The sequence below is a fragment of the Companilactobacillus sp. RD055328 genome (assembly GCF_022835675.1).
Lineage (GTDB): Bacteria > Bacillota > Bacilli > Lactobacillales > Lactobacillaceae > BQUT01.
This window is the reverse complement of sequence record NZ_BQUT01000005.1, coordinates 38,046-62,568: the sequence shown is the minus strand read 5'-3', so window position 1 is coordinate 62,568 and position 24,523 is coordinate 38,046. Positions and strand designations below refer to the sequence as shown.

Genomic DNA, 24,523 nt, shown 5'->3' with positions numbered 1-24,523 from the left:
TCTAGTCTTTTTTATTTTGTAATGGCAATTCAATTCTAAATACTGAACCTGATCCCACTACACTTTCAACATACATAAACCCTTGATAGTTCTTAACCAACTGACGAGCAATCGGCAATCCTAAACCATTCCCACCACTTTGACGAGAACGATCTTTATCCGCACGATAGAAGCGGTTAAAAATCTTATCTTGATCATCAGCTGAAATCCCGACTCCAAAATCTTGTATAGCAACTTCTAAATAATTTTCGTTTCTAGAAATAGCTAGATTAACTTCTTTTCGATCTTTTGAGTACTTAATAGCATTATCCAACAAGATAATAATAATTTGTTCTAAATGATTACGATAAATCTTGACCCATGCCTCACCACGAATATCATCATCAAAATTCATAATGAATTCTGGATGTAATACTTTGAAGTCATTATAGATTTGTTTAATCATCGGTTTTACTTCTGTAATTTCATTTGAAAATTGATTATCTGGTTGCTCAATTCTTGTTAAATCTAACATCTCTTGAATTAGATTTTTCATACGATTAATCTCTTGCAGTGATGAAGATAATGATTCATCCAAAATTTCTGGATCATCTTTTCCCCATCTATTAAGTAGTTTTAAATGACCTTCAACAACCGCAACTGGTGTCCTTAATTCATGAGAAACATCTTGAACGAACTCTTTTTGTTGATTAGCATATTGTTGCATTCTATCTAGCATCTCATTGAACTGCTCAGCTACATCAGTGATTTCATCATTTTGAGATTGATGTGGAATTCTAGCATCAGAATCTGGAGACTCGTTGATATCTTTAATAGTATTATTGATTAGTTTTAATCTACGCAATACAAAACTGGCAAATATAAAACCGCTAACTGCACTAAGAATAAGTATAAATACCGCATTAGGAATTAATTCATAATATAATTCTCTAATAGTACGATGATATTCCGACATTTTGTTATTAACAGTCACATATCCAATTATCTCGCCTGTTTTTGTAGATTTAATTGGTGCACTTCCTGCAAGTGAGTCAATATTAGAATTCTTATAGAGTTTAGTTATCTTCAAACTATCTGTTTTTTTACTATCTATCTTAATATCTTGAGTCTTATACAAAGTTTGATTATTTATATCAGTAAGTAAAACCTGTAAATTACTCCGCTTTAGTTGCTCAACTAAAGTGTCTTGATATCCTGCATCTGACAAACCTTCTACTTTGTCATTTACAATTCTTTTACTCAAAAGCTGTTCAGAGTCTTCAAATCTACTTGAAACAGCTGAAACAGCGTTTTTGATGGTATTAACCTCATTTTTTAACATCGATGAGCTTACAAAGTATAAGACTGTAGTTGAGAATACTACATATATAAAAAAGACAACTGTAGTAATAAAAAAAGTCCATTTGAATCTTAAAGAAATTCGAGGGCCTTTTTTCTTTCTTTCTTTTTCCATTATTTCATCACGTATCCACTTCCACGAACTGTTTGAATATAGCTAGGATTACCTTCTCTATCGATTTTGTTTCTTATGTATTTAATATAGACATCAATAACGTTAGTTTCTTCGTTGCCATCTTCTCCCCAAACCTTATCCAATAAAATTTGACGATTCAAAACAGTACCTTGGCTTTCCATTAATGTCTTTAATAGTTCAAATTCACGTTTAGTTAACTCAATAACTTCTCCATCTCGACGAACTGTTCTTGTATCTTTTTGAATTTCCAAATCTTTGTATGTAATTATTTGATCAGAATTGACATTCTTCTCTTCGTCTAAATCAATTCGTCTTAATAAAGCACGTAAACGAGCCAATAATTCTTCAATAGCAAATGGTTTTACAATATAATCGTCTGCTCCATGATCAAGACCAGAGACACGATCAATAATTGAATCACGAGCAGTCATCATGATAATAGGAGTGTCTTTTTCTTGACGAACTCGACGGCAAACCTCAATTCCATTCAACTCAGGTAGCATAAGGTCAAGTAAAATGGCATCCCATTCTTCTGACAATGCTGCATCAAGTCCTGAACGTCCATCTAATTCAACGCGAGTTTGATAGTTTTCATGTTGTAGTTCAAGTTCAACGAATCTAGCCATATTTTTTTCATCTTCAATTATTAAAATTCTTGCCATACTAAATCCTCGCTCACTTTATATTTAATTATAAGTCATCTCTAATTACTGTTGTACTAGTCAATTCTCTACTCGTTAAGTTTATCATATTATTAAAATAATATTAAAATATTAGCAATAAAAAGGCTTTCCTCATTTGGAAAAGCCTTTTTAATTATTTAGCCCTTTTTCTCTTAATAACAAGATATGTTGAAATACTTACAATCGTAATTCCTACTACAATCAGTAATGATTTATACCATAAATCTTCACCAGTTTGTGGTAATGTAATCCCCATGATTTTTTTCACTCCATCTTTTTTACTTTTTGTTTTTACTTTTTCAGTTTCTTTTTTATCGTTGTTAATTTCAGTTGGAGGAACATTGCCATCAGGATTTACAGGTTTATTTGGTTCTTCTGGTTTGTTCGGTTCTTCTGGTTCAGTAGTATCTTTTTCTTCAACAATAACTTGTGATCTATATGGCTCAATTACCTGTGAGTTATTAGCCGCAAAAGCAAATGAGTTGTTTGCAACCTGTTCATCTGTTGCTGACTCAGGAACTCTTGCTTTAAATTGAATGTTCATATCAGAACCGCTCACCCATTCAATGTCTTTCTTTAAACTAATTGTAAATGCTCTAATTGTTGACCAATCTTTAACATCTTGTGCTTTAACCCAAACAGGATCAATTGCACCTTCTGGATCCTCTAATTGTTGAGATGATGATGGATATATCGTATCTTTATCCAAAATTCCTGCTTTTTTAGGGTTACTACATGTTGAATATAAAATATCTACCTTATCTTTCCAGTCTTTAGAAATACTAATTGGACCAGTTAATCCCATAGAAAACTGCGATCCACGTTTTTCATTGGTTGTAATTGATAAATCATTAGTACATGGAAGTGTATTCAACAAGATCATATTTTGCAAGTCATCATCCGATGTATTGTTCAAAGCCAATTTATACTCAGCTACAGATCCAGGTTCTTTCGTTGTTTCTCCTATTTTTTCATCAACATAAGAAGTCACTGATAACATACTAGATTTATTAACATAATAATCTTTTCCTGAATAAAACATTAACTTGTCTGATCCTTTACCATTCAAATTATCTACGTCTTCATCTTTGACAGTATCAGTAATCACCGGGTCACCTTCTACTTTTGGAACATCGAATTCTTCTGTATCAATAAAACTATATATTTTAAGCTTTGGATTACTCAATATTTTATCAGACACATTTACTTTGAAAGTTGCTTTAATAGTTTCTCCCGGCTTAATGTAGTTTTGTACATAACTAACTTTTACCAAACTTTGTTTTGTTCCTTTGTAATCATCTGTTACTAACTTACTGTCTGGTGTTTTTTCATAAGTAACTCCCTTAGGTAAGAGCACATAACTACTTGCAGGACCTGGAACATTATCTTTTGAAGTTTCAGTGTTCACTATTTCAGCCGTCACCGTATTCTCACCAGGAACTAGAACCTTCTGTCCTCCAGGTAACTCAGCTAGTTGATCAAATGACACATTTGTTTTGACTACCCGATTAACTCCTTCTGTGGGCCTAATAATTTCTGCCCCTTGTGGCCCGGAAGTCTTAGTCCAGGCAGGCTGTTTATTAATGAAATCATAGTTACTACCTAGAATATAAATATTATTATTTGCGGCTGCTCCCCTAAAGTTAATATACATGCTATTTTCAACACGACCTGTATATCCTTTTTTTACACCCATATTAAATTTAAGGTATTGTTTAGTAGCCATACCAGCTGGCGCCCAGTTTTCTAAATATTTTTTATTATTAGGTCTTCCTTGACCAAAGAATCCCTGTGGATCAGTTTCATAATAATCAGGCAGTCCTTCTTCATCACCTGTTATTGTGTAGCCATTTTTCACGGTACCTGCTTCAGGATGGAAATGTAGCATTACTTCTTTAATTTGTTTCCCTTTAGGGATGTTCAAATCTTCAGCACTTAACCAAGTTCCTAATGGTACATCAGCCATTAATGTATGCCAATTATTCTTATGGGCTTCTTCATAAGTTACTGGTTCATTAGTTAATGGATTAACAATCGCCTTACCATTATAAGTTGAAGGCACATCATCTTCATCATCTTCATATCGAACATTAAATGAATAATGAGGCTTATTCTTTAATGGAACATTATTGCCTCCGACAGTTGAGCTTGGTTTAAAAACAAAGTCTCCTGTATAGAAATGTTTAATACTTAAGTTTGGATCAATTTTGTAATGTATTGTATAAGCTTGAAAATCAAATGTTGAACTAGTTGCCCATAAAGATCCTGGTAAAACTCCAAAGCCTAGCGTTGCAGAATCAGTTACTGAGATATCAGGAAATTCGGAAATTCTACCTACAGCTCCAGTATCATCGACTGGGCCTACGTGAGGCGAAGTAAATCCAGAGCCGTCAAGACTCGGTGGCAAACTAGAAGGATCTGACTGTGAAATAGTGATTTTACCTGATAGCACATCAGGACTGAATATTTTATCATCAATAAAAGTTGCTTCAACGGATAACGTATTTATAGCATCTAAGAATACGTTAGCCTTATCATCAATTACGTGTAATTTCAAACTCAAATCACTCTCAAAAAAACTATCAGGATGATTAATTTGATCTTCAATGGATGGTGCAATTAATTCCCATGTTAATGTATGTTTATCTTCAGATAATTTGGGTTGTGGAGCACCAACATCTGCCATTGCAAGATATTCTAACTTGTCATCAATTTGATAAGTTACTTTTATTTTTGAACCTGGTTTTAAAAATAGTGACCCTTCAGATTTTTTAGGTGCTCCCACTGACACATTCCATAAAATATCATCACCAATAATCGGATTTGTGTGATAATCTTCTGAGTCGGGATTATTGTCATAAATAGATTTTAACTTATTCACAAGTGATAAGTTTTTAGTAGCTTGCACATTAACTTTGCTATCTGTATGTGCCGTAATATCTTCTGATGAACTTTTGGCAGTTAAAACACCAGTTACAGATAGTTGAGTGTCATTCATGAAAGCTCCATTGATAGTAGTTAATCGTAATACAGCTTTATCCACTTGACCCGCTGGTAATTCGTCAAAATAATACGTCAAAGTTTGCTTATCTTTATCATATGCTGGTGCCACCTTATTAATTTTTAATTCAGATGTTGGCTGATCTAATCTTACATATTCATTAATCGGTAATTGAATTACTAATTTAACATCAGACAACTTAGTAATGGCTCCTGTTGCCTTCAAATAAATATCAAAATTAGCCGTTTGACCAGCAGAAATGGTTGAATTTTGAGCATCTATTGTAAAATCTCCTTGGAAATTATCCTCAGGAAAAGCAACAGGTTTAATATTATTAGGAGGTTGTGCAATAACCGTCGCGGAAGATCCAATTGACGGCGCAAATAACATTAAACTACAAAAAATAATTAATATTTTTTTCAGCATCTCTTTACCTACTTTCTCTAAAATATTAGACAACTTATACTCTTTACTTAATGATAACTATTAGAATTTTTTTAATCAAGAAATGTGATAACGATGATAATTAATGTCATATACTTTTTTTAACAAATAAAAAAAGACCCTAAGGTCTTTTTAAAAAAATTATTTTTCTTTTTTTCTCTTGTATATGAATACTCCAAGTATTCCTAAAATAAGTAATCCAATTATTGATAACATAGTAGTATTTCTAATATTATCACCTGTCTTTGGTAATGTGCTTTTACCAGCTTTACCATTATTGTTATTACTTTTATCTGAAATATTTGGTTTAGATGTTGTTGGATTAGAAGGTTTTTCTGGATTAGCTGGATCTGTTGGCCCTGTTGGTTTTTCTGGATCTTTTTCTTTGACTTCAACTCCTTGACGATATGGTTCAATTACTTGTGAGTCATTGGCAGCAAAGGCAAAAGAATTAAATGCTTTTTGGCCTATTTGTGCATCAGTTGGTACTTTTAGATTGAATTTAATTTTCATATCAGCACCACTAACCCACTTAGAATCAGCTTTTAATTCTAATTTGAACGATTTGATTGATGACCAATCTTTAACATCATTAGCATTCATCCAGTTAGCTTCTTCAGCCCCATCAGCGTCAGCAAGTTTTTGCGCTGATGATGGATATACAGTGTTTTCATCTAACATTCCCTTAACACCCACTCCAGCTTTTTTAGGATTATTAGATGTTGAATATACAACGTTAACTTTATCTGACCAACTCTTAGGAAGTGTTATTGGTCCTATTAAAGCCATGTTAAATTGTGACTCACGTTCTTCATTTGTAGTAATAGATAAATCACCAACACTAGGCAATGTATCCATTAAAATCATATTATTTAGCGTATCTTCAGACGTATTCTTCAAATTCAGCTCATAATCAACAATATCCCCTGCTACTTTTTGAACATCAGAATTAGTTGAATTACTAATTTTACTACTTACAGATAGAGTACTAGATTTATCAAAATGATAATCACGGCCGGAATAAAACATTGGTTTATCAGTTCCTTGGCCATTCATATTATCTTTATCAACATCTTTTTGAGTATCCGTAATTGTTGGTGTCCCTTGAATATCTGGAACTGAATATTTTTCGGTTGGTACAAAACTATATACCATTATTTCTGGATCACTTGATGTACTTGCGCCAACATTTACATTAAATGTGGCGTTACTTGTTTGATCAACCGTTAAATAATTAGCATTATAAGTTACTTTAACCAAAGTTTGTCCAGTATCTTTATAATTATCAGAAACTTTTTTAGCAACATTACTTCCACTTACATTACCTGTAAAAGTTACTCCTTTTGGAAGTAACACATAACTAGTAAGAGGACCTGTTACATCATTCTTAGATTCTTTAGTATTCTGAATTGCCGCTGTAATAGAATTTGCACCCTCAGTAAGAGACTTAGATCCATCAGGCATTGTTGCTAATTGATCAAATTGAACTCCCGTCTTTAAACGACGATCAACTCCTTCGGTTGGCTTAATAATCTCAGCTCCTTGAGGTCCTGAAGTTTTTGACCAAGCTTTATAAGTATTTAACCAAGTATATTCACTACCATTCCAAGCACCAGCACTAGGTTTACTTGGATCAGCGATATTACCCCCACGGAAATTATAGTACATTGAATTTTCAACACGTCCCACATATCCTTTTTTAGGAGTCATATTGAACTGCAATACTTTGCTTGCAAAAATACCAGCTGGTACTGCGTTATTCAAAAATTCTCCCTTTGGAATATCCGTATGCGTTTGACCTGAATCTCCGTCTACATTGTTTTCATAATATTTACTCAAACCATTTTCATCACCTGAGACAGAATATTGCGTTCCATCCCAGTCTTCTAGGACCGTTCCTTTTTCATAATGGAAATGAAGTAAGACTTCTTTTACATGCTTATCTTTAGGAATTCCTAGTTGTTCTGCTGTTAACCATGTATTTTTTGGTACATCTGGCATTAACATATGCCAATTATTTTTATGAGCATCTGTATAAGAAACGTGCTCACCTGTCACTGGATCAATAGAATCCATTTTTTCATTCGACCAGATAACCGGTGCATCATCTTCGTCTTCATCATAACGTACACTAATTGAATAGTGAGCAGCATTTTTTAATGGTGTAGTACTGGAACCAACATTTGGATTAGGACGATATGCAAAATCACCAGTAAAGAATTTTTTAATATTTAAATTAGGATCCACCTTATAATGAATACTATATGATATAAAGTCAGATACGGGACTCACTGCCCAAAGAGATGTCGGTAAAAATGCAAATCCTAAAGTAGCATCATCATCAACTGAAATATCCGGAAATTCATTTGTTTTAAGTAATGCATTTCCATTAGCATCAATTGGTCCATAATGTGGAGCAGTGAATCCACTGCCGCCAACGTTTGGTGGTAATGTATCTGGATTTGACTGTGAAATAGTTATCTTACCATCGATAGGTTTTGGTGAGAAAGTTTCTCCATCGTTAAATGTTGCCTCTGCTGACAGAGTATTTGTAGCAACCTTAAATACACTAGCAATGTCATTTTTTACGTGAATTTTCATACTTAAATCACTAGTGAAGAAGCTACCTTCATTTGCAATTTGTTCAGCAATAGATGGTGCAGTTAATTCCCAAGTTAATGTATTACCATCAACGGTTGGTTTTGGAGAATCGGCATGAGCCATTTCTACATATTCCAACATAGGATCAATTGTATAAGTAACTTTTATTTTTGATCCAGGTTTTAAGAATATTGACCCGTCAACCTTTTTAGGTGCACCAATCGTTACATTCCAAAGAATATCATCATCAATAGCTGGATTAGTATGATAATCTGTTGAGCCTTCGTCATTATCGTATATTGATTTAAATTTATTAGTAGTCGACAGACTCTTAGATCCATTAATAACCGTTTGTCCACTTGTTTGTGCATCAATTGCACCTTTTGTACTATCAGCTGTTAATTCACCACTTACAGTGATTGGTGTTTTTGCAGCAAATCCACCATTTACAGTCGATAGTCGTAATACAGTTTTATTAACTTGACCTGCATCTAATGTATCAAAATGCCACGTCAACACACCTGTATTAGCATCGTAAGTGGGAACAGCATCACCTAATTTAAGTGCAGTTAGTGACTGATCAAAAGACACATAATCTTGTTTTGGTAATTGAACCTTTAAATTAACATTTGTTAGTTTAGTTACGGCACCTGTTGATTTCAAATAAATACTAAAATTAGCCGTTTGCCCAGCACTTACCGACTGGTTCTGTGCATCAATAGTAAAATCCCCTTGAAAATTTCCTGTTGGAAAACTTGATGGCGCAACATGCGTTACATCAATAGCAGATAATGAATATGCGTTAACTGCTGGTGCAAATACTTGCCCAAGTAACAGGATCGTACCTGCGATATAAAAAAGTTTATGTTTTTTCATATTTATATCCCCCCCGAGTATAAATTAGATAAATAACCAATATGGTTATCAGTGTTAATTATATAATAAGATAAACATCATTGAAAGCACTTGCAAAAAAATCATCATTATTATTTTATAAATAAAAAAAGACATTTCTTATAAGAAATGTCTTTTTGAGTATTATTATTGTTCTTCATACCATGTATAGTGGAAAATTCCTTCTTTATCAGTTCTTTCATACGTATGAGCACCAAAGTAATCACGTTGAGCTTGGATTAAGTTGGCAGGAAGTACTTCACTTCTGTATGAGTCATAATATGAAATAGCAGCCATGAATCCAGGAACAGGAACACCAGCCTTAACTGCATAAGCAATAACATCACGTACAGAATCTTGATAATTCTTACAAATATCCATAAAGTAGTCGTTCAATAGTAAATTGTCTAATTGATCATCTTTATCATAGGCATCAGTGATCTTTTGTAAGAATTGTGCACGGATAATACATCCCTCACGCCAGATACTTGCTATTTCGCCAAATTCCAAGTCCCAATCATAATTTTTAGAAGCTGCATCCATTTGTGCAAATCCTTGAGCATAACTCATAATTTTACTAAAGTATAATGCTTCACGGATTTTTTCAACAAACTCTTTTTTATCAAAATCATTAGTGTGTGCTGCAGGTGTTGGAAGAACCTTGCTAGCTTTTACACGTTGATCTTTATAAGTTGAAATATAACGGCCATAAACAGCTTCTGTGATAAGAGATTGAGGAACACCTAGTTCAAGAGCACTTTGTGAACTCCATTTACCAGTTCCTTTGTTTCCTGCTTTGTCGAGAATCTTATTAACAATATAATCATCACTACCTTCGTCATCACGACGTTTTAAAATATCAGCAGTTATTTCTACTAAGTAGCTTGATAGTTCACCCTTATTCCATTCAGTGAAAACATCAGAAATTTGATCCAAATCTCCATTAAATATTTCACGTAGTAATGCATAACTTTCAGCGATTAATTGCATGTCTCCATATTCAATACCATTATGAACCATTTTTACATAGTGTCCTGCACCATTAGGCCCAATATAAGTTACACAAGGTTTGCCATCTTCAGCCTTGGCAGACATTTCTTCTAATATAGGAGCCACAAGATCATAAGCTTCTTTTTGTCCACCAGGCATCATTGATGGTCCATGTAATGCACCTAATTCACCACCAGATACACCCATACCAATAAAGTTAATCCCTGATTTATCCAGTTCAGCATTTCTTCTAATTGTGTCTTCAAAATATGTATTCCCACCATCAATTAATACGTCACCTTTATCTAATAATGGCAACAATTCATTGATAACAGCATCTGTACCTTTACCAGCTTGAACCATCATAATGATTCTTCTTGGTTTTTCTAGTGAATTTACAAAATCTTTGATTTTATAACTAGGTACCAGATTCTTATCTGTATGTTCTTTAATTATAGTTTCAGTTCTAGCAGCTGTGCGGTTATAAACGGCAACAGTATATCCGCGGCTTTCAATATTCAAAGCCAGGTTTTTACCCATGACTGCCATTCCTATAACACCAATTTGTGGTTTGTTCATGTCAAAAGTGCCTCCATTTAATGAATATGTATATAATAACAAAAAAAAGACAAATGAGTTATCATTTGTCCTTAAATAAGTCTTTTAATTTTTCAAATTCTGGATTAGGTTTTGGTTTGTCCTGTGCTTCTTCGTATTCTTCTTCAGAAACAACTTTCCAGTTTTGTCCTTGCGGCATAGAATCACTTTCAGCCTCTTCTTTAGTTAGTACTCGTGTTGGAATTGACAATAATAAATTATCAGCAGCGGCTTGTTCTAAATTAATACCCTGCTCATCTAATTCCATTACCATTTCCTCATCATCAACTTCTAATTCTTCATCAGGATCTTCTTGATAAGCCTCAGTGAAATGTGAAGATATTTCAATTTCTACAGGTTCAAGACTACGTGTTGAAGGAACAGTTACCTTTGATATCACATCAAAGTCTGTATACCAAAGTCCTTTATCATAAAAAATATGCCCTTTGATTTTGACTGGTGATGCATCTAATATTCTATCGTCACGTGTTTTCAAATCTTCTGTTAAGTCTAATTCTTCATCGAATTCAGTTGGATGATTTTTAAATTTTTGTAATTCATCAAGCTTGAATATAAGCATTTTATAACTCCATTTCGGGATTTCTTTTGAAATTCTGTTCTGTATGATTAAATATACTAACAAAATTATCTACTTTGACTTGCAGATACATTACACCATTAATATCTCCTATTTGCTTAGATACTTTAGTTATAATTGGCAAGTTCATATCCTTTTTTGTTTGGTTCAAATATTTTTTACCTAGTTCATTAAACCCTAGTATATGTAAATAGTTTTGCGATTGTTTGATATCATCTTCTGTAACATTCAGTAAAGTATATAACATTAATCGACGTAATCGAGCATATGTATAACGTTTTGATTTTAATTTTTCTAATAAATCATCTATAGAATCTGATTCCATTACGACATCTTTAAGTCGGTTCTCTAGTCCTTCAACCATCTGATAAATATTAGACAATTCAACAGCACTACTTGTTATTACTCTATACTTCAATAAACTAAACATCTCTTCTTTACTTACTTGTAAATGATTAGTTAATTTCATTGGTACTAGATTACTAATATCATTCCCCGCAATTAGTTCATTGCGAATCTTACTAGCACTGGCAATGTTACCCACAACATTTGTAGAATCATGTGTAACATTCATACGATCAATTGGGAATATTTTCATCGAATAATTATTCTTTACTATCTGTAACGCATAATTAAAACCTAGCATCTGATTAGGATTATTGATAACCAATCCTAATTCTTCCATCATAAACTCGTTTAACTGAGTGGCATATGATTTTGAGTAGTCTTTTAATTCAGCAATTTCAGACATATTATCAATACTTTGTTGTGCCGCTGCCAGATAGTTAAACCCGGCATCTTCAGTTCCAAAAGCAATATAATCACATTTCAATTCATTGAGAATCTCAACTGCTCCTTGAGCAAATATCTCTACTGCAGCAGTAGCATATTGAAATGGTAATTCAATAATTAAATCTACTCCCATATCTAATGCCATCTTAGATCTATTCCACTTATCAAAGCATGCAACTTCGCCTCTTTGTACATAATTACCAGACATTACAACAATCAAAAAATCAGGATTAAGCTGAGCTCTTACCTGATCTATTAAATACTTATGGCCATTATGAAGAGGATTAAATTCTGCAACTATTCCACAAACTTTCATTTCATCACCTATTTAGTGCATTCAAAAAACCAACGATCAACAGTTTCAGATACCTCTGAATCTCCAAAATTAGCAGTAACTTTTATATTACTAAAACCTGACTTCTCTAATCTTTTAATGTAGACGTCTATGTCATAAGTTCTTTCATGATGAAGCTCTTCAGTTACATCGTAAGAATTTGTTTTTTCATTAAAGGTAAAGAATGTTAAATCGTGTTCTACACTATGAACTTCTTCACCTTCATAACTACTCCACATAAATGCATTCTCTTCATTTTTGAAATTAAACATATATCCTGGAAATACTTCATCCATCTGATATAAAGAATGAGCATCAAATAAGTATTTACCACCAGTATTTAAATGTTCAAACGCTTCATCAAAAGCTAATTGCAATTGACTTTCATCAGTCAAATAACAAATCGAATCATCAAAACAAGTAATAGTATCGAATTTATCAACACCGCTTAAATCTAGCATGTTCATTTGCCCTAACTCGAAGTTTAAATGATTAGTTTCAATTTTTTCGGCAGCAATCTCTAACATTTCCATTGATAAATCAGTGGCTGTTACGTCATAACCAGATTGTTTTAATAAGATAGCGAGGTCACCGGTTCCACAGGCTAATTCTAATAATTTACCTTTAGAAGTACGTTGTTGTACATATGATTGCCATCTTGAATAAAGAGAATCATCCATCAATTCATTGTAAATTTCAGCAAATTTAGAATAAATCATTATGCTTTAGTCCACTTTGTTATATCAACTTCTTTAGCGTCTGACCAAAGTTTTTCTAGATTATAGAATTCACGTTCTTCATTTAAAAAGACATGAATAATTACATCTCCGATATCAAGTAGAATCCAGCTAGAATTCTTATTACCTTCTTTGTGACCGATTTGACCACCGTTAGCTTCTACTTGATCTTCGATTTCATTAACAATTGCTTCTACTTGTCGTGATGAACTAGCGTCCATAATGACAAAATAGTCGGCTACAATTGACATTTCTTGGATATCTAAAACTTTTATATTATTAGCATGCTTATCATCTGCTGCTTCAACAGCGATTTGCGTTAACTTAAGTGAGTCCAAATTAATTCTCCTCTATTACCCATTTATTGTAACTATTTAACATTTTGGGATAAATCTTCTTTTTATTATCTATTAAATACTTCAATGTATGCTCAATTTCAAATGCAACTGTCTTATCAAGAGATTCTTCCGCCAATTGACGTGCAGCTCGAACTTCAGGAAAATCTCTAGCATCTTCAATAAAATCAGATATAAATAATATTTTGTCAATATCATTCATATAAGGATCTGCAATAGTATGCTTACGAATCGCATTCAAAACAATTTCATCATTGACTTGTAATTCTTCACGGATAATCTCTGCACCGACACTACCATGCCAAATGCCATTACCATAGTTCAAAAGATCTTGATCTAAATTATATATATAAATTGCATCAATAAATTTTGCATCAGGCATTTGCTTACAATAATCATGTATTAACCCAGCTAATGTCGCACGACTCTCATCAACATTGAATCGACGTGCCAACTCAAGAGATTTCTTCTCTACTCTTAAACAATGATTAAAACGCTTATCGTCAAGATTTTCTTGAAGTTTTTCAATTAAAAAATCACGATTATAATTCAATTTATTGTAAGTATTAGTCATGATAGAGTCCTTCTTGTTTGATATATTCTTCAACCTTGTTAGGAACTAAATACTTAATAGTATGATTTGCATTCAGTTTGTTTCTAATATCTGTTGAACTAATGTTTAAAAGTGGTGAATTAACCCAAATAACAGGATATTTCGAATCTTGTTCAAATCCTGGACGACATACTCCAACGAATTGAACTAATTTCGTAAGTTCATCAATGTGATTCCATGTTGGTAAATATTCGACCATATCACCACCCATTATGAAGTAAAAATCAACATCGGGATTAGCTTTTTTTAAGAGTTTCATCGTATCAAAAGTATAACTAACTCCACCTCGATTAATCTCCGTTAAATCTAACTTAAATTGTGGATTATCTTCAATTGCCAACCTTACCATTTCCACACGATGAATCGCATCGATTGCATCTTTTCTATCAACGTGGGGTGGAATATTGTCAGGAATAAACCAAATTTCATCCAGTGACAATTGATCTAGCACTTGTTGTGCCATCACTAAATGAGCAATATGTGGAGGATTAAACGTTCCTCCTAATATTCCAATTGATTTCTTATGATTGTTATTTATAGTTTGACTTTGAGTTTTTTGAGAAGTTATAACTGAAGACATGAATCTGACCTCTTTTATAGTTTTTCTAATTCTACAGAAATTCTTCTATGTGATTCTTTAGGTGATTTTTTGTATAAAATCACTTTCGAACCAATTGTTTGAACTGGTTTAATTGCTGGATCAAATTGAACTACTTCATTAATGAAGTCTTCTCCAGTTGTATCTGTATTTTGTAATAAAGTAATCTTGATTAGTTCACGTTTATTTATCAATTCTACTAATTGTTGAAGAACTGTTTCTGTAGTTCCTTGTTTACCAATTTGCATAATTGGTTTCATAGTTTGCGCTTTACTCATCAAAAATTTTCTTTGTTTTGTTTTAAATACCATTAAACAATCGCCTTTCTTAAAGTGATTTCGACACCTTTTGGTGCATAAGCTTTAATAGTGATTCCCGGTTGAACTGTTACCCATCCTAGACCAGCAATAACAATATCTGACTTCTCAGTAATCGTGAATTTAACTGGATTCATCTCCGGTAAAGTTCCTGGCTCAAATGGCGGATTAAGTATATCGCCTTGATGTTTTTCGTAGAATTCGTCGGCTTTTTCTAATTTAGTACGGTGAATTAACAAATTATTATCAACATACACAAATGCATTCGTCTTAATATCATCAACAAAATCTATACGTGCTAAACCAGCGATAAATAGTGTTTGTAAACCACGAAGTTGGTAAACTTTAGGCTTAATTTCAGAACTAGGAGTAACTTCTTTTAGTTCTTTTTCATTCAAGAAATGTGCCAATTGATAACGATGAATAATACCTGGAGTATCAATCATCATTGCCCCATCGTCTAGAGGAATTTCAATGCGATCTAATGTAGTTCCTGGGAATCTAGAAGTAGTAACAAGATTCTTAATATCAGAACTCATTGAAATTATTGAATTAACTAATGTTGATTTACCAACGTTAGTTGTTCCAACAATATATACATCTTTTTTACCACGATGCTTATTTATCATAGTTAATAAGTCATCTAAGTTCGTATTCTTCTTAGCAGAAATAAGAATCTCATCGACTGGGTTCAACCCATCTTTTTGAGCTTCTTTATGGAACCAACGTTTTAACTTATCGCGGTTAACAGATTTAGGTAAAAGATCCTCTTTGTTAGCAACTAGAATCATTTCATTATTACCAATAAATCTATGTATTCCAGGGATAACACTCCCGTTATAATCAAAAATATCAATTAAATTAACGACTAGTGCATCTTCGTCACTAATCTTATTTAAAATATCGATAAATTCGGAATCTTCCATATCGACATCCATAATATCGTTATAATTTCTTAAACGGAAACATCTTTGACAGTATAGTTCCTGTTCATCTGATTCTAGATATTTATTTAATGTGTTTTCTGGCAAAAAGCCTGCTTTCTTTTTATCAGTAGTTTGTAGTTTTGCACCACAACCAACACAGTATAGATCTTGATTATTATCCAATTAGATACTATCCTTCCAGGTCTGCTTATAAATTCTATTGATTAATTTTAAGATAGGACGTTCAAAAAATCTATTAAAACGAGTTTTCTTCAAGTCTGTATCTACTAATGGTTTAACCATTACTGTACGAACTCCTGATAAATTACCAGCAATAACATCAGTTAGTAATTGGTCTCCCACAAATAAAACACGTTCTTTAGAGACACTACTCATATTAACAAAGCTTCGAATTGCAAAAGGCAATGGTTTCTTAGCTCTGGCAATAATTTTAACATCCATATCAACAACCGCTTCATGAATTCGATCGTAGCTATTATTCGAAACGACAATTAATTCAATATGATATTTTTTCAATTCTGCTTGCCACTGTTTTAATTCTTCTGATGCTTCAGGAGAATTCCAAGGAATTAGCGTGTTATCCAAATCACTTAAGATATGAGTAATTCCCATTAATTTTAACTTTTCTGGTTTTAAGTTGAATGTACTATTTACCATATAAGTTGGTCGTATTATAGCCATGTTTAAATCCTCATTATATTATCTAATAAAAAAACGCAATTTGGCTTTCCCAAATCACGTTAATGTGCGCTGAATTAAGCCAAAGCTTTTTTGGCAGTATCAACTAGTCCGGCAAATGCTTTTTCATCTGTATATGCTAGATCAGCAAGCATTTTACGGTTGATATCAACACCAGCTAATTTTAAGCCGTGCATTAATTTACTATAACTAATATCGTTCATACGTGCTGCTGCGTTAATACGAGCAATCCATAATTTACGGAAACCACGTTTTCTTTGACGACGGTCACGGAATGCGTAACCATATGAGTTCATAATTTGAGTATGAGCTGCTTTAAATTGAATATGTTTTGAGCCACGATATCCTTTGGCTAATTTTAATGTCTTCTTACGACGTTTGCGAGTTACTGTTCCACCTTTAACACGGGGCATAGTAATTCCTCCTTCTTTGTACTTTGGTTAAGAACCAATCTTGTATTTCGTTATTATTTAACTTGTGACAACATTTGTCTGATACGTCTCATATCACTGTTAGAAACCATTCCTGATTTTCTAAGTTGACGACGTTGTTTAACTGTCTTTCCGTGGAAACGGTGACTTGTAAAAGCATGAGCTCTCTTTAGTCCACCATTGGCAGTCTTTTTAAAACGTTTTGCTGATGCGCGATGTGTTTTTTGCTTAGGCATAAAACATGACCTCCATTATTTCTTATTACTATCTTTTTTTATAGGATCTAGCATTAAGAACATGCTACGACCATCCATCTTAGGTCTGGTTGTAACAGTTGCAATATCCTTAGTTTCTTCTGCCATCTTATCAAGTTGAGCTTTACCAATTTCTTTATGGGTAATAGCACGACCTTTAAAACGAATAGAAACTTTAACTTTGTCGCCTTTTTCTAAGAACTTAACTGCATTCTTAAGTTTTGTATTGAAGTCGTTATCCTCAATTGTTGGACTCAAACGAACTTCTTTAACATTGATAACTTTTTGTTTCTTCTTTGCTTCTCGATCTTTCTTCTGCAATTCGAAACGATACTTACCGTAGTCCATGATACGAGCAACCGGTGGCTTAGCATTGGGAGAAACAAGAACAACATCTAAGTTAGCCTTGTCAGCTAATTCTAATGCTTCTGTAGTACTCTTAACACCCAGCTGATCTCCTGTATTTGAAATCAGTCTCAATTCACGGGCACGAATATTTTCGTTAACCATCAAATCTTTTGCTATTTTGACTCACCTCCGAGTAAATTAGAAAACCCAAACAAAAAACGTGGGCGCAAGAACGCCCACGTTAATAAACCAACTTGTATCAACCTAGAGGTCCAATGACTTAGGCGAGAAACGGGCGTTCCTACTTAATCTCAATAAGACTATTAAACACTATTAATAACTTAGTGTCAAGAATTAATTATGATTCACGACTGTAATTATTAATGTCTGATAGAACACTATCTATGAACATACTACGATTCATTGAATTAGTATCTTCTTGCCCATATTTTCTAACTGCAACAGTTGCATCATTTGCTTCTTCATCACCAACAACTATAGTATATGGAATTTTATTTGTTTGTGCTTCACGAATCTTGTAACCCATTTTTTCGTTACGTTGATCTACATTAACACGAATACCTTTTTCAGCCATTTCTTTTCTTAGGTTATCGGCATATTCTCCGTGAGCTTCCATATTAACTGGAATAATATTCACTTGAGTTGGGGCTAACCATGTTGGGAAAGCTCCTTTATACATTTCAATAAGATAAGCTATAAATCTTTCCATTGTAGAAACAATTCCACGGTGAACCATAACTGGTCGATGTTCTTCACCATCAGCACCAATATATGATATTTCGAATTGTTCTGGTTGCATAAAGTCTAATTGGATAGTTGAAAGTGTTTCTTCGTTACCTAAAGCTGTTTTTGTTTGAACATCTAACTTAGGACCATAAAAGGCAGCTTCACCTTCTGCTTCATAGTAATCAAGTCCTAAATCATCCATTGCTCCTTTAAGCATTGATTGAGAAGTATTCCACATCTCGTTATCATCGAAATATTTATCAGTGTTCTTTGGATCACGGTAGCTCAAACGGAATGTGTAATCATTAATATCAAAGTCACGATATACTTCCATCATTAACTTCAAAGTACGTTTGAATTCATCTTGAACTTGATCTAGCGCCAAGAATGTATGTCCATCATTCAATGTCATTTCTCGTACACGTTGCAATCCAGAAAGCGCACCAGATTTTTCATAGCGATGCATCATTCCAAGTTCTGCAATTCGAACAGGTAGTTCACGATAAGAACGTACATGATGCTTATAGATTTGAATATGTGAAGGACAGTTCATAGGACGTAATTCAAGCATTTCTCCATCACCCATATCCATTGGAGGGAACATATCTTCACGATAATGTGCCCAATGACCTGATGTCTTATATGCATCAAGGTTCATAAGGATTGGTGTATAAACATGTTGATAGCCCCAAGCTACTTCTTTATCAATAATATAACGTTCTAGTACACGACGAATAGTTGCACCATTTGGCATCCAATAAGGAAGTCCCGCACCAATATTAGGATCTACGAAGAATAAATCTAAGTCACGTCCTAATGTTCTATGATCACGTTCTTTAATTTCTTCGCGACGTTTTAAATCTGCATCCAACTCATCTTGTTTAAAGAATGCTGTTCCATAAATACGTTGTAACATTGGATTACTTGATTTACCTTGCCAGTAAGCTCCAGCAACTGACAATAGTTTAAAGAATTTCACATCACTAGCTTTAGGCATAATAGCGTTAAACCCAAAGTCTACGTAATCTTCCATTTTAAAAACAGGAATTTGCACAGCATCAATTGACTTCAACTGTAGCATTTTGAACTTATCGTCTTTAAAAATATTTTCTAGCTCTGATTTGTCCATCAATACACGTTCAATACTTGCGTTTTGCTTGATGATCTTATTCATAGCCATTGCAATATCATTTAATTGGTCCACTGAAATTTGAGTTTCAGGCTTGTCAGTATCATAGAAGAATCCATCTTCATTAATACTGTGCTCACCAAAACTAACATCTGAGAATATTTTTTTTGCGGCATATCCAAATAAATAAGCTACAGTGTTACGTAGAACTTCAAGTGCTGCTTCATCACCAGCTGTGATAATTTCAATATTACCATCTTGTTTAATAGGACGGTTCACATCTAGCAATACTCCATTCAAGCGTCCAGCGATAGCTTTCTTACCTAATGATGTACTAATTGATGTGGCAACATCTTTAACTGATGTTTCACTATCAAAACTTCTCTTTGAATTATCGGGAAAAACTAATTCTATTTCTGTCATATGACAATTCCTCCATTTTTAACAACAAAAAATCCCCCAGATCAAAAGATCTGAGGGACGTAATTAATACGCGGTTCCACCCACATTGGAACAAAAAATGTTCCATCTCAAAATGATATTGGTATTTACACCAAAATATTCAATTTTTCAGAAAGTGGTAAAACCAATTATTAATGAGTCACTTTCAGTTATGTGAACTCTCCCTGCATATTAATTGGACTGTTGTCTTTCTGTTGTTAATAATACCCAGTTATATTAAAAATTTCAATACTCAATTTGATTTTGATGGCGTTGGTTTTCACCAGAGACAATAACTTCTCTACTTAAGAATTTAATTCGTTCCATAATACGTTGAGCTTTGATTGGCTCTTCGCCTTTCTTACTCATTGATAAATGATTTTCTAGATCTTGCATTGAAAAATTCGAGCTGAAGAATGTTGGTAATTGTTCTTCCATTCGATATTGCAAAATCACTCCTAATACTTCATCTCTAATCCAATCAGATACTGAATCAGCTCCAATATCATCAAGCATCAGTACTGAAGTTTTTTTAAATTTATCAAGCCTTGTTAAAACTGAATTATCTGAAATAGCGCCTTTCATTGTACCCGCAAACGATGGGAAATGAACTAATTTAACATCTACACCATCACGAGCTAATTCATTAGCAATGGCTCCTAATAAATAGGTCTTACCAACACCAAAATTACCTGCTAAGAATAATCCAGGTGCAAATCCATTATTAGACTTATACGCGGTTAAAAACTTAGAAGCAGCAGTGAATGCTTGAGCTCTTCCGCTTGCATTTCGAGTTGGGTAATCGGTTAGTTCAGCATCACGAATATAAGACGGCAAATCAACTAATTCAAAATTACGTTTGAACTGATTTTGTTCGACTTTTTGTTGAGTTTTTTGATCAGGAACGTAAGTTACATCTACTGTACGATTATTGATAATTAATTTTGGTAAATAACCACGAGCAAATGACTCTTTACCGGCAGCAATTTTTCTTTTTTCTTGTACGAATTCATAAATACGAGCAGCACTTCTCTGCAAATTTTCAGAATCAATTTCATCTTTATGATCGCTTAAAAATTGCTTCACTTCAGAATCATTAATTGAATCTCCAATTAGCTCTTCATACTTAGCTGTAACGTTCATACGTTTCATTTCTTGCTGTATTCCTTCACCCATGTTTTTCATGAATTATCTCCTACTCAACTTTACCAGAATGTAGACTATTTAATCGTGCATTAGCTTCTTCAATTAGTCGCTTAGCTTCTTGATCATCGTTTTTATTTTCATTAGCCAATTTATCCCAGTCAGTACCTTTTTCTACAACTGACATTTTCGTTTTATTACTACGATTAGGGTTTTTAGTGCCATTAAATTCATTGATACGCTTAAAAGCATCCTCAGCATTACTAATTTTGTTTTGTATCCAATCGTTAGCAACTCGATCCACTAATCCCTGAACTAATGTTGGTGAATTTTGTAATGAATAATGAATTAATATATTGATTACAGAATCCGGTAGTACATGTCGGTTTTGCAAATTACGTAAAATTCTTGTTTCACCACTAGCTACATAACCATTTTTTTGGCGCTTTTCATATGCTAAATATTCACTAGGAATTAGTTCATTAGCTTTATCAACAACTGGATTACCAGTTGATTTGCTAGTTGTTTCAACAATTGGTTTTTGAATAATGTTTGATCGACTTTCGTACTTAGTTTGTGCGATACGTTCTAAACGTTTTTCATCTATTGTATTATCAGAAATATTCACAGATCTAGCAACTAAATTGGATATTTCTAACTCATCTAAGCCATAAAAAACATGCATATTATATAAAGACTCTTCTTTAGCTTGAAGTTCATTAGCAGAAACTCCATATTGAGAGACTAACTGTTCTAAAAAACTCCAATCAATTGGTTCCATCTTATTTGACTTGATTGATGGTATATTGTCTGGTTGTTCCATGACTTTACTTTGAGCGTCTTTAACTTCCATTGGTGAAGTAATCAGATTATCATTTGAGATAGTAAATACATCTAAGAAAGACTTAGTAATATCTTGGGCATCTATCAACACATTTGTTTGACTACTATATTTGTCTACTAATTCTTCAAAAACATTTCGACCAACTTTTTCAAATAACAATGTACTTAAAAGACTTTCGTTAAAGAAATCAGCTGCTTCCATCGGCTTATAAAGTTCATAAACTAAATAGTCACCTAAAACGTCACTCTTTTTATAAACCTTCAATAAGCCTAATGCTTCAAGTTTAATACGCGCTTCATAAAAATCATTCACACCACAATCAAGTAATGACAATAAATGTGAGTGACTCAAACGTTTTGAAACAATCGTTTTCTTTTTAGATTCATTCCACAATAAAAGATATTGTCCTATAGCAATAGGACCTACCAATGGTTGATACAAGTCGATTAATGTTTTCTTATCTACATCACTTAATTCATTATGTCTTAATATCCAAAATCCAGTCATCGGATTAAGATTAGTATCAATCATTAGCCTCTCCTATTATTTATTGTCTTTATTAACGGCACCATTATTTGCCATCATATCTTTTACTTCTTGCATAAACACATTCATATCTTTAAATTCGCGATATACACTAGCAAAACGTATATAAGTAACATCATCAATTTTTGCTAGTTTCTGCATCACATATTCCCCAATTTGTTCAGAGCGAATTTCACTTTCACCCAAAGCACGTAACTCGTTTTCAACTTGGGCAACTACATCACGCATTTGATCAATTGTAATTGGACGTTTTTCACCCGCACGAACCAACCCGCGAAGTAATTTATCTCGGCTAAATTCCTCACGATTACCGTCTTTTTTAATAACAAGTAATGGCGTTTCTTCAACTTTTTCAAAAGTAGTGAATCTAAAACCACAGTTCTCGCATTCACGACGACGTCTAATTGCTCGGTTCTCATCACTAGGGCGACTATCGACAACTCTTGATGAATTTTTATGACAGTGTGGACAAATCATATTATTCCCCTAATCTTTTTTAATTATTATACATCAGAATATCTTATCAATTAAATAACTACAAGTTAATATTAAGCTTACGTAATAGAGTCTTAACCAGTTCTTCAACTTCATCATCTTGAGAATTATCAATTATGTATGTTGCTTTATCTTTTTTCTCAGATAATGGCATTTGAGATTCAATTTTCTTCTTAGCAAAATCTTCCATAATTTGATCGCGATTCATTAGACGTTGTAACTGAACTTCAAACTCTGCGTCTACTAGAATTGATCCATCAAATTCATTTTCATAACCTTGTTCAAATAACAATGGAATTTCCATAAATACAGGCTTTTCAGATTGTTGATGAACCTTATCAATAATAGCCATAATCTTTTTTCTAATTTCTGGTGCCATAATTTCATTCAATGCAGCAAGTTTTTTTTCATCCGTAAATACTATTTCGCCTAATTTCGAACGATTTAGTTTGTTTCGAATAATTACTCCTGTACCAAATCGATTAGCTATTTGTTTAATAACTTGAGTATTTTCACCTACAGCATGTGCAATTTCATCAGCACTATATACCGTATATCCAGCTTCTTTAATGATTTGAGCAACATAAGACTTACCAGTTGCAATCCCACCTGTAATACCATAAATTTTAGCCATCACTCAACTACCTTCTGACAGTTCGGACAGAAATGAGTCCCTCTACCGCTTACTTTTATTTTTTCAATTGTAGTTCCACAACGCTTACATGGATTACCTTCTTGGTCATAGGCATTTAATCCAAATTGAAATGTTCCTGAGTTGCCTTTGGAATCAACATAACTTCTAATCGTTGTTCCACCAGCTTCAATAGCTTTTTTTATTTCCTCATTTGAAGCTTTAATAATGTTTTGAATATCAGCTTTGGTTAATTTATTAGCTATCGTTTCTGGATGAATTTTACTCATCCAAAGAACTTCATCTACATAGATATTACCAAGCCCTGAAATAACATTTTGATCTAGCAATACTGCCTTTATGCTCTTTTTACGTTTAATAATTCTTGGATAGATATTATCAAAAGTGAATTCAGTTGATAATGGTTCGGGTCCCAACTTAGTTAATGATTTACTATTAAAGATCTCATCAGTTTTAAATAGCTGCATTCGACCGAATTTTCGTACATCACGATATCCAAGCATATCACCATCAGAGAACTTAAAAATGATATGCACATGCTTATCAAAATCTTCGACATTATCACGCACTTGGTACTTACCTTCCATACGGAGATGACTCAACATTGAATAATTATTATCAAAATCAAAAATCAAAAATTTTGCACGTCGACGAATATCAATAATTTTGGCCCCCACCAAAATATCACTGAATTCTTTTTTATCTCCATTTATGATTGCTGGATAACGCATTTCAATTGATGAGATTGTTTTATTCTTTACTAAATCAATTAAACCTCTACGAACTGTTTCTACTTCTGGCATTTCTGGCATAGCAAT

Annotated in this window: 23 protein-coding genes and 1 other annotated feature; all 23 genes read right to left on the bottom strand. The window is 33.2% G+C overall.

From position 1 onward, the window contains the following. Position 1: 1 nt before the first annotated feature. Entirely contained in the window at positions 2-1,453 is a 1,452-nt protein-coding gene (locus tag RD055328_RS02435; RefSeq protein ID WP_244087224.1) for a HAMP domain-containing histidine kinase, read from the bottom strand. After that, positions 1,453-2,136 (bottom strand): response regulator transcription factor, encoded by a 684-nt coding sequence (locus tag RD055328_RS02430; RefSeq protein ID WP_244087223.1) that lies wholly within the window; start codon positions 2,134-2,136, stop codon positions 1,453-1,455. Before RD055328_RS02430 ends, RD055328_RS02435 begins: the two co-directional genes overlap by 1 nt. Before the next feature lie 154 nt (positions 2,137-2,290). Next, positions 2,291-5,584 (bottom strand): LPXTG cell wall anchor domain-containing protein, encoded by a 3,294-nt coding sequence (locus RD055328_RS02425; RefSeq protein ID WP_244087222.1) that lies wholly within the window; start codon positions 5,582-5,584, stop codon positions 2,291-2,293. Positions 5,585-5,743: 159 nt separating this feature from the next. Continuing rightward, on the bottom strand, positions 5,744-9,079 hold the full coding sequence (locus tag RD055328_RS02420) for an LPXTG cell wall anchor domain-containing protein (protein WP_244087221.1): 3,336 nt from the start codon (positions 9,077-9,079) through the stop codon (positions 5,744-5,746). Between the two features lie 165 nt (positions 9,080-9,244). Next, positions 9,245-10,666: an NADP-dependent phosphogluconate dehydrogenase gene (gndA, locus tag RD055328_RS02415; protein ID WP_244087220.1), complete on the bottom strand. Its 1,422-nt coding sequence runs from the start codon at positions 10,664-10,666 to the stop codon at positions 9,245-9,247. Between the two features lie 61 nt (positions 10,667-10,727). Continuing rightward, positions 10,728-11,264: a DUF177 domain-containing protein gene (locus RD055328_RS02410; RefSeq protein WP_244087219.1), complete on the bottom strand. Its 537-nt coding sequence runs from the start codon at positions 11,262-11,264 to the stop codon at positions 10,728-10,730. A 1-nt stretch (position 11,265) separates the two neighbouring features. Further along, a complete protein-coding gene (locus RD055328_RS02405) occupies positions 11,266-12,390 on the bottom strand; it encodes a nucleotidyltransferase (RefSeq protein WP_244087218.1) in 1,125 nt (374 codons plus the stop codon). Positions 12,391-12,398: 8 nt separating this feature from the next. After that, a complete protein-coding gene (locus RD055328_RS02400) occupies positions 12,399-13,127 on the bottom strand; it encodes a class I SAM-dependent methyltransferase (RefSeq protein WP_244087217.1) in 729 nt (242 codons plus the stop codon). Next, on the bottom strand, positions 13,127-13,483 hold the full coding sequence (gene rsfS, locus RD055328_RS02395; protein ID WP_244087216.1) for a ribosome silencing factor: 357 nt from the start codon (positions 13,481-13,483) through the stop codon (positions 13,127-13,129). The genes RD055328_RS02400 and rsfS overlap by 1 nt, the downstream gene beginning before the upstream one ends. A gap of 1 nt (position 13,484) precedes the next feature. After that, the gene (yqeK, locus tag RD055328_RS02390) at positions 13,485-14,075 is read right to left on the bottom strand and encodes a bis(5'-nucleosyl)-tetraphosphatase (symmetrical) YqeK (protein ID WP_244087215.1); all 591 of its coding nucleotides are present in this window, start codon (positions 14,073-14,075) and stop codon (positions 13,485-13,487) included. Continuing rightward, entirely contained in the window at positions 14,068-14,694 is a 627-nt protein-coding gene (locus RD055328_RS02385; protein ID WP_244087214.1) for a nicotinate-nucleotide adenylyltransferase, read from the bottom strand. Before RD055328_RS02385 ends, yqeK begins: the two co-directional genes overlap by 8 nt. Positions 14,695-14,708: 14 nt before the next feature. Further along, on the bottom strand, positions 14,709-15,023 hold the full coding sequence (locus RD055328_RS02380) for a YhbY family RNA-binding protein (RefSeq protein WP_244087213.1): 315 nt from the start codon (positions 15,021-15,023) through the stop codon (positions 14,709-14,711). Beyond that, on the bottom strand, positions 15,023-16,138 hold the full coding sequence (gene yqeH, locus RD055328_RS02375) for a ribosome biogenesis GTPase YqeH (RefSeq protein WP_244087212.1): 1,116 nt from the start codon (positions 16,136-16,138) through the stop codon (positions 15,023-15,025). The genes RD055328_RS02380 and yqeH overlap by 1 nt, the downstream gene beginning before the upstream one ends. Continuing rightward, complete coding sequence (locus RD055328_RS02370) at positions 16,139-16,657, bottom strand: YqeG family HAD IIIA-type phosphatase (RefSeq protein ID WP_244087211.1); 519 nt, start codon at positions 16,655-16,657, stop codon at positions 16,139-16,141. A gap of 74 nt (positions 16,658-16,731) precedes the next feature. Continuing rightward, a complete protein-coding gene (rplT, locus tag RD055328_RS02365; protein ID WP_244087210.1) occupies positions 16,732-17,088 on the bottom strand; it encodes a 50S ribosomal protein L20 in 357 nt (118 codons plus the stop codon). Between the two features lie 53 nt (positions 17,089-17,141). Continuing rightward, complete coding sequence (rpmI, locus tag RD055328_RS02360) at positions 17,142-17,342, bottom strand: 50S ribosomal protein L35 (RefSeq protein ID WP_244087209.1); 201 nt, start codon at positions 17,340-17,342, stop codon at positions 17,142-17,144. A gap of 15 nt (positions 17,343-17,357) precedes the next feature. Further along, entirely contained in the window at positions 17,358-17,870 is a 513-nt protein-coding gene (gene infC, locus RD055328_RS02355; protein ID WP_244087208.1) for a translation initiation factor IF-3, read from the bottom strand. A gap of 44 nt (positions 17,871-17,914) precedes the next feature. Beyond that, positions 17,915-18,021: a sequence feature (ribosomal protein L20 leader region), on the bottom strand. Positions 18,022-18,066: 45 nt separating this feature from the next. After that, positions 18,067-20,007, bottom strand: coding sequence for a threonine--tRNA ligase (gene thrS / locus RD055328_RS02350; protein WP_244087207.1), 1,941 nt, complete (start codon positions 20,005-20,007; stop codon positions 18,067-18,069). A 264-nt stretch (positions 20,008-20,271) separates the two neighbouring features. Continuing rightward, complete coding sequence (gene dnaI, locus RD055328_RS02345) at positions 20,272-21,210, bottom strand: primosomal protein DnaI (protein WP_244087206.1); 939 nt, start codon at positions 21,208-21,210, stop codon at positions 20,272-20,274. Positions 21,211-21,220: 10 nt separating this feature from the next. Continuing rightward, positions 21,221-22,543 (bottom strand): DnaD domain protein, encoded by a 1,323-nt coding sequence (locus tag RD055328_RS02340; protein WP_244087205.1) that lies wholly within the window; start codon positions 22,541-22,543, stop codon positions 21,221-21,223. Between the two features lie 12 nt (positions 22,544-22,555). After that, positions 22,556-23,035 carry a transcriptional regulator NrdR gene (nrdR, locus tag RD055328_RS02335; protein ID WP_244087204.1) on the bottom strand — a complete coding sequence of 160 codons (480 nt, stop codon included), beginning with the start codon at positions 23,033-23,035 and terminating at the stop codon, positions 22,556-22,558. Between the two features lie 58 nt (positions 23,036-23,093). Next, positions 23,094-23,687: a dephospho-CoA kinase gene (gene coaE, locus RD055328_RS02330; protein ID WP_244087203.1), complete on the bottom strand. Its 594-nt coding sequence runs from the start codon at positions 23,685-23,687 to the stop codon at positions 23,094-23,096. Beyond that, positions 23,687-24,517 carry a bifunctional DNA-formamidopyrimidine glycosylase/DNA-(apurinic or apyrimidinic site) lyase gene (gene mutM, locus RD055328_RS02325; RefSeq protein WP_244087202.1) on the bottom strand — a complete coding sequence of 277 codons (831 nt, stop codon included), beginning with the start codon at positions 24,515-24,517 and terminating at the stop codon, positions 23,687-23,689. The genes coaE and mutM overlap by 1 nt, the downstream gene beginning before the upstream one ends. Positions 24,518-24,523: the final 6 nt, after the last annotated feature.

What these genes read in the sequence shown, in the direction of transcription:
- RD055328_RS02425 (WP_244087222.1), bottom strand. Translation starts at nt 5,584, where the DNA reads ATGCTGAAAAAAATATTAATTATTTTTTGTAGTTTAATGTTATTTGCG.
- RD055328_RS02410 (WP_244087219.1), bottom strand. Translation starts at nt 11,264, where the DNA reads ATGCTTATATTCAAGCTTGATGAATTACAAAAATTTAAAAATCATCCA.
- RD055328_RS02435 (WP_244087224.1), bottom strand. Translation starts at nt 1,453, where the DNA reads ATGGAAAAAGAAAGAAAGAAAAAAGGCCCTCGAATTTCTTTAAGATTC.
- yqeK (WP_244087215.1), bottom strand. Translation starts at nt 14,075, where the DNA reads ATGACTAATACTTACAATAAATTGAATTATAATCGTGATTTTTTAATT.
- RD055328_RS02405 (WP_244087218.1), bottom strand. Translation starts at nt 12,390, where the DNA reads ATGAAAGTTTGTGGAATAGTTGCAGAATTTAATCCTCTTCATAATGGC.
- infC (WP_244087208.1), bottom strand. Translation starts at nt 17,870, where the DNA reads ATGGTTAACGAAAATATTCGTGCCCGTGAATTGAGACTGATTTCAAAT.
- RD055328_RS02380 (WP_244087213.1), bottom strand. Translation starts at nt 15,023, where the DNA reads ATGGTATTTAAAACAAAACAAAGAAAATTTTTGATGAGTAAAGCGCAA.
- RD055328_RS02430 (WP_244087223.1), bottom strand. Translation starts at nt 2,136, where the DNA reads ATGGCAAGAATTTTAATAATTGAAGATGAAAAAAATATGGCTAGATTC.
- coaE (WP_244087203.1), bottom strand. Translation starts at nt 23,687, where the DNA reads ATGGCTAAAATTTATGGTATTACAGGTGGGATTGCAACTGGTAAGTCT.
- RD055328_RS02400 (WP_244087217.1), bottom strand. Translation starts at nt 13,127, where the DNA reads ATGATTTATTCTAAATTTGCTGAAATTTACAATGAATTGATGGATGAT.
- thrS (WP_244087207.1), bottom strand. Translation starts at nt 20,007, where the DNA reads ATGACAGAAATAGAATTAGTTTTTCCCGATAATTCAAAGAGAAGTTTT.
- dnaI (WP_244087206.1), bottom strand. Translation starts at nt 21,210, where the DNA reads ATGAAAAACATGGGTGAAGGAATACAGCAAGAAATGAAACGTATGAAC.
- mutM (WP_244087202.1), bottom strand. Translation starts at nt 24,517, where the DNA reads ATGCCAGAAATGCCAGAAGTAGAAACAGTTCGTAGAGGTTTAATTGAT.
- RD055328_RS02370 (WP_244087211.1), bottom strand. Translation starts at nt 16,657, where the DNA reads ATGGCTATAATACGACCAACTTATATGGTAAATAGTACATTCAACTTA.
- nrdR (WP_244087204.1), bottom strand. Translation starts at nt 23,035, where the DNA reads ATGATTTGTCCACACTGTCATAAAAATTCATCAAGAGTTGTCGATAGT.
- rplT (WP_244087210.1), bottom strand. Translation starts at nt 17,088, where the DNA reads ATGCCCCGTGTTAAAGGTGGAACAGTAACTCGCAAACGTCGTAAGAAG.
- RD055328_RS02340 (WP_244087205.1), bottom strand. Translation starts at nt 22,543, where the DNA reads ATGATTGATACTAATCTTAATCCGATGACTGGATTTTGGATATTAAGA.
- RD055328_RS02420 (WP_244087221.1), bottom strand. Translation starts at nt 9,079, where the DNA reads ATGAAAAAACATAAACTTTTTTATATCGCAGGTACGATCCTGTTACTT.
- RD055328_RS02385 (WP_244087214.1), bottom strand. Translation starts at nt 14,694, where the DNA reads ATGTCTTCAGTTATAACTTCTCAAAAAACTCAAAGTCAAACTATAAAT.
- rpmI (WP_244087209.1), bottom strand. Translation starts at nt 17,342, where the DNA reads ATGCCTAAGCAAAAAACACATCGCGCATCAGCAAAACGTTTTAAAAAG.
- gndA (WP_244087220.1), bottom strand. Translation starts at nt 10,666, where the DNA reads ATGAACAAACCACAAATTGGTGTTATAGGAATGGCAGTCATGGGTAAA.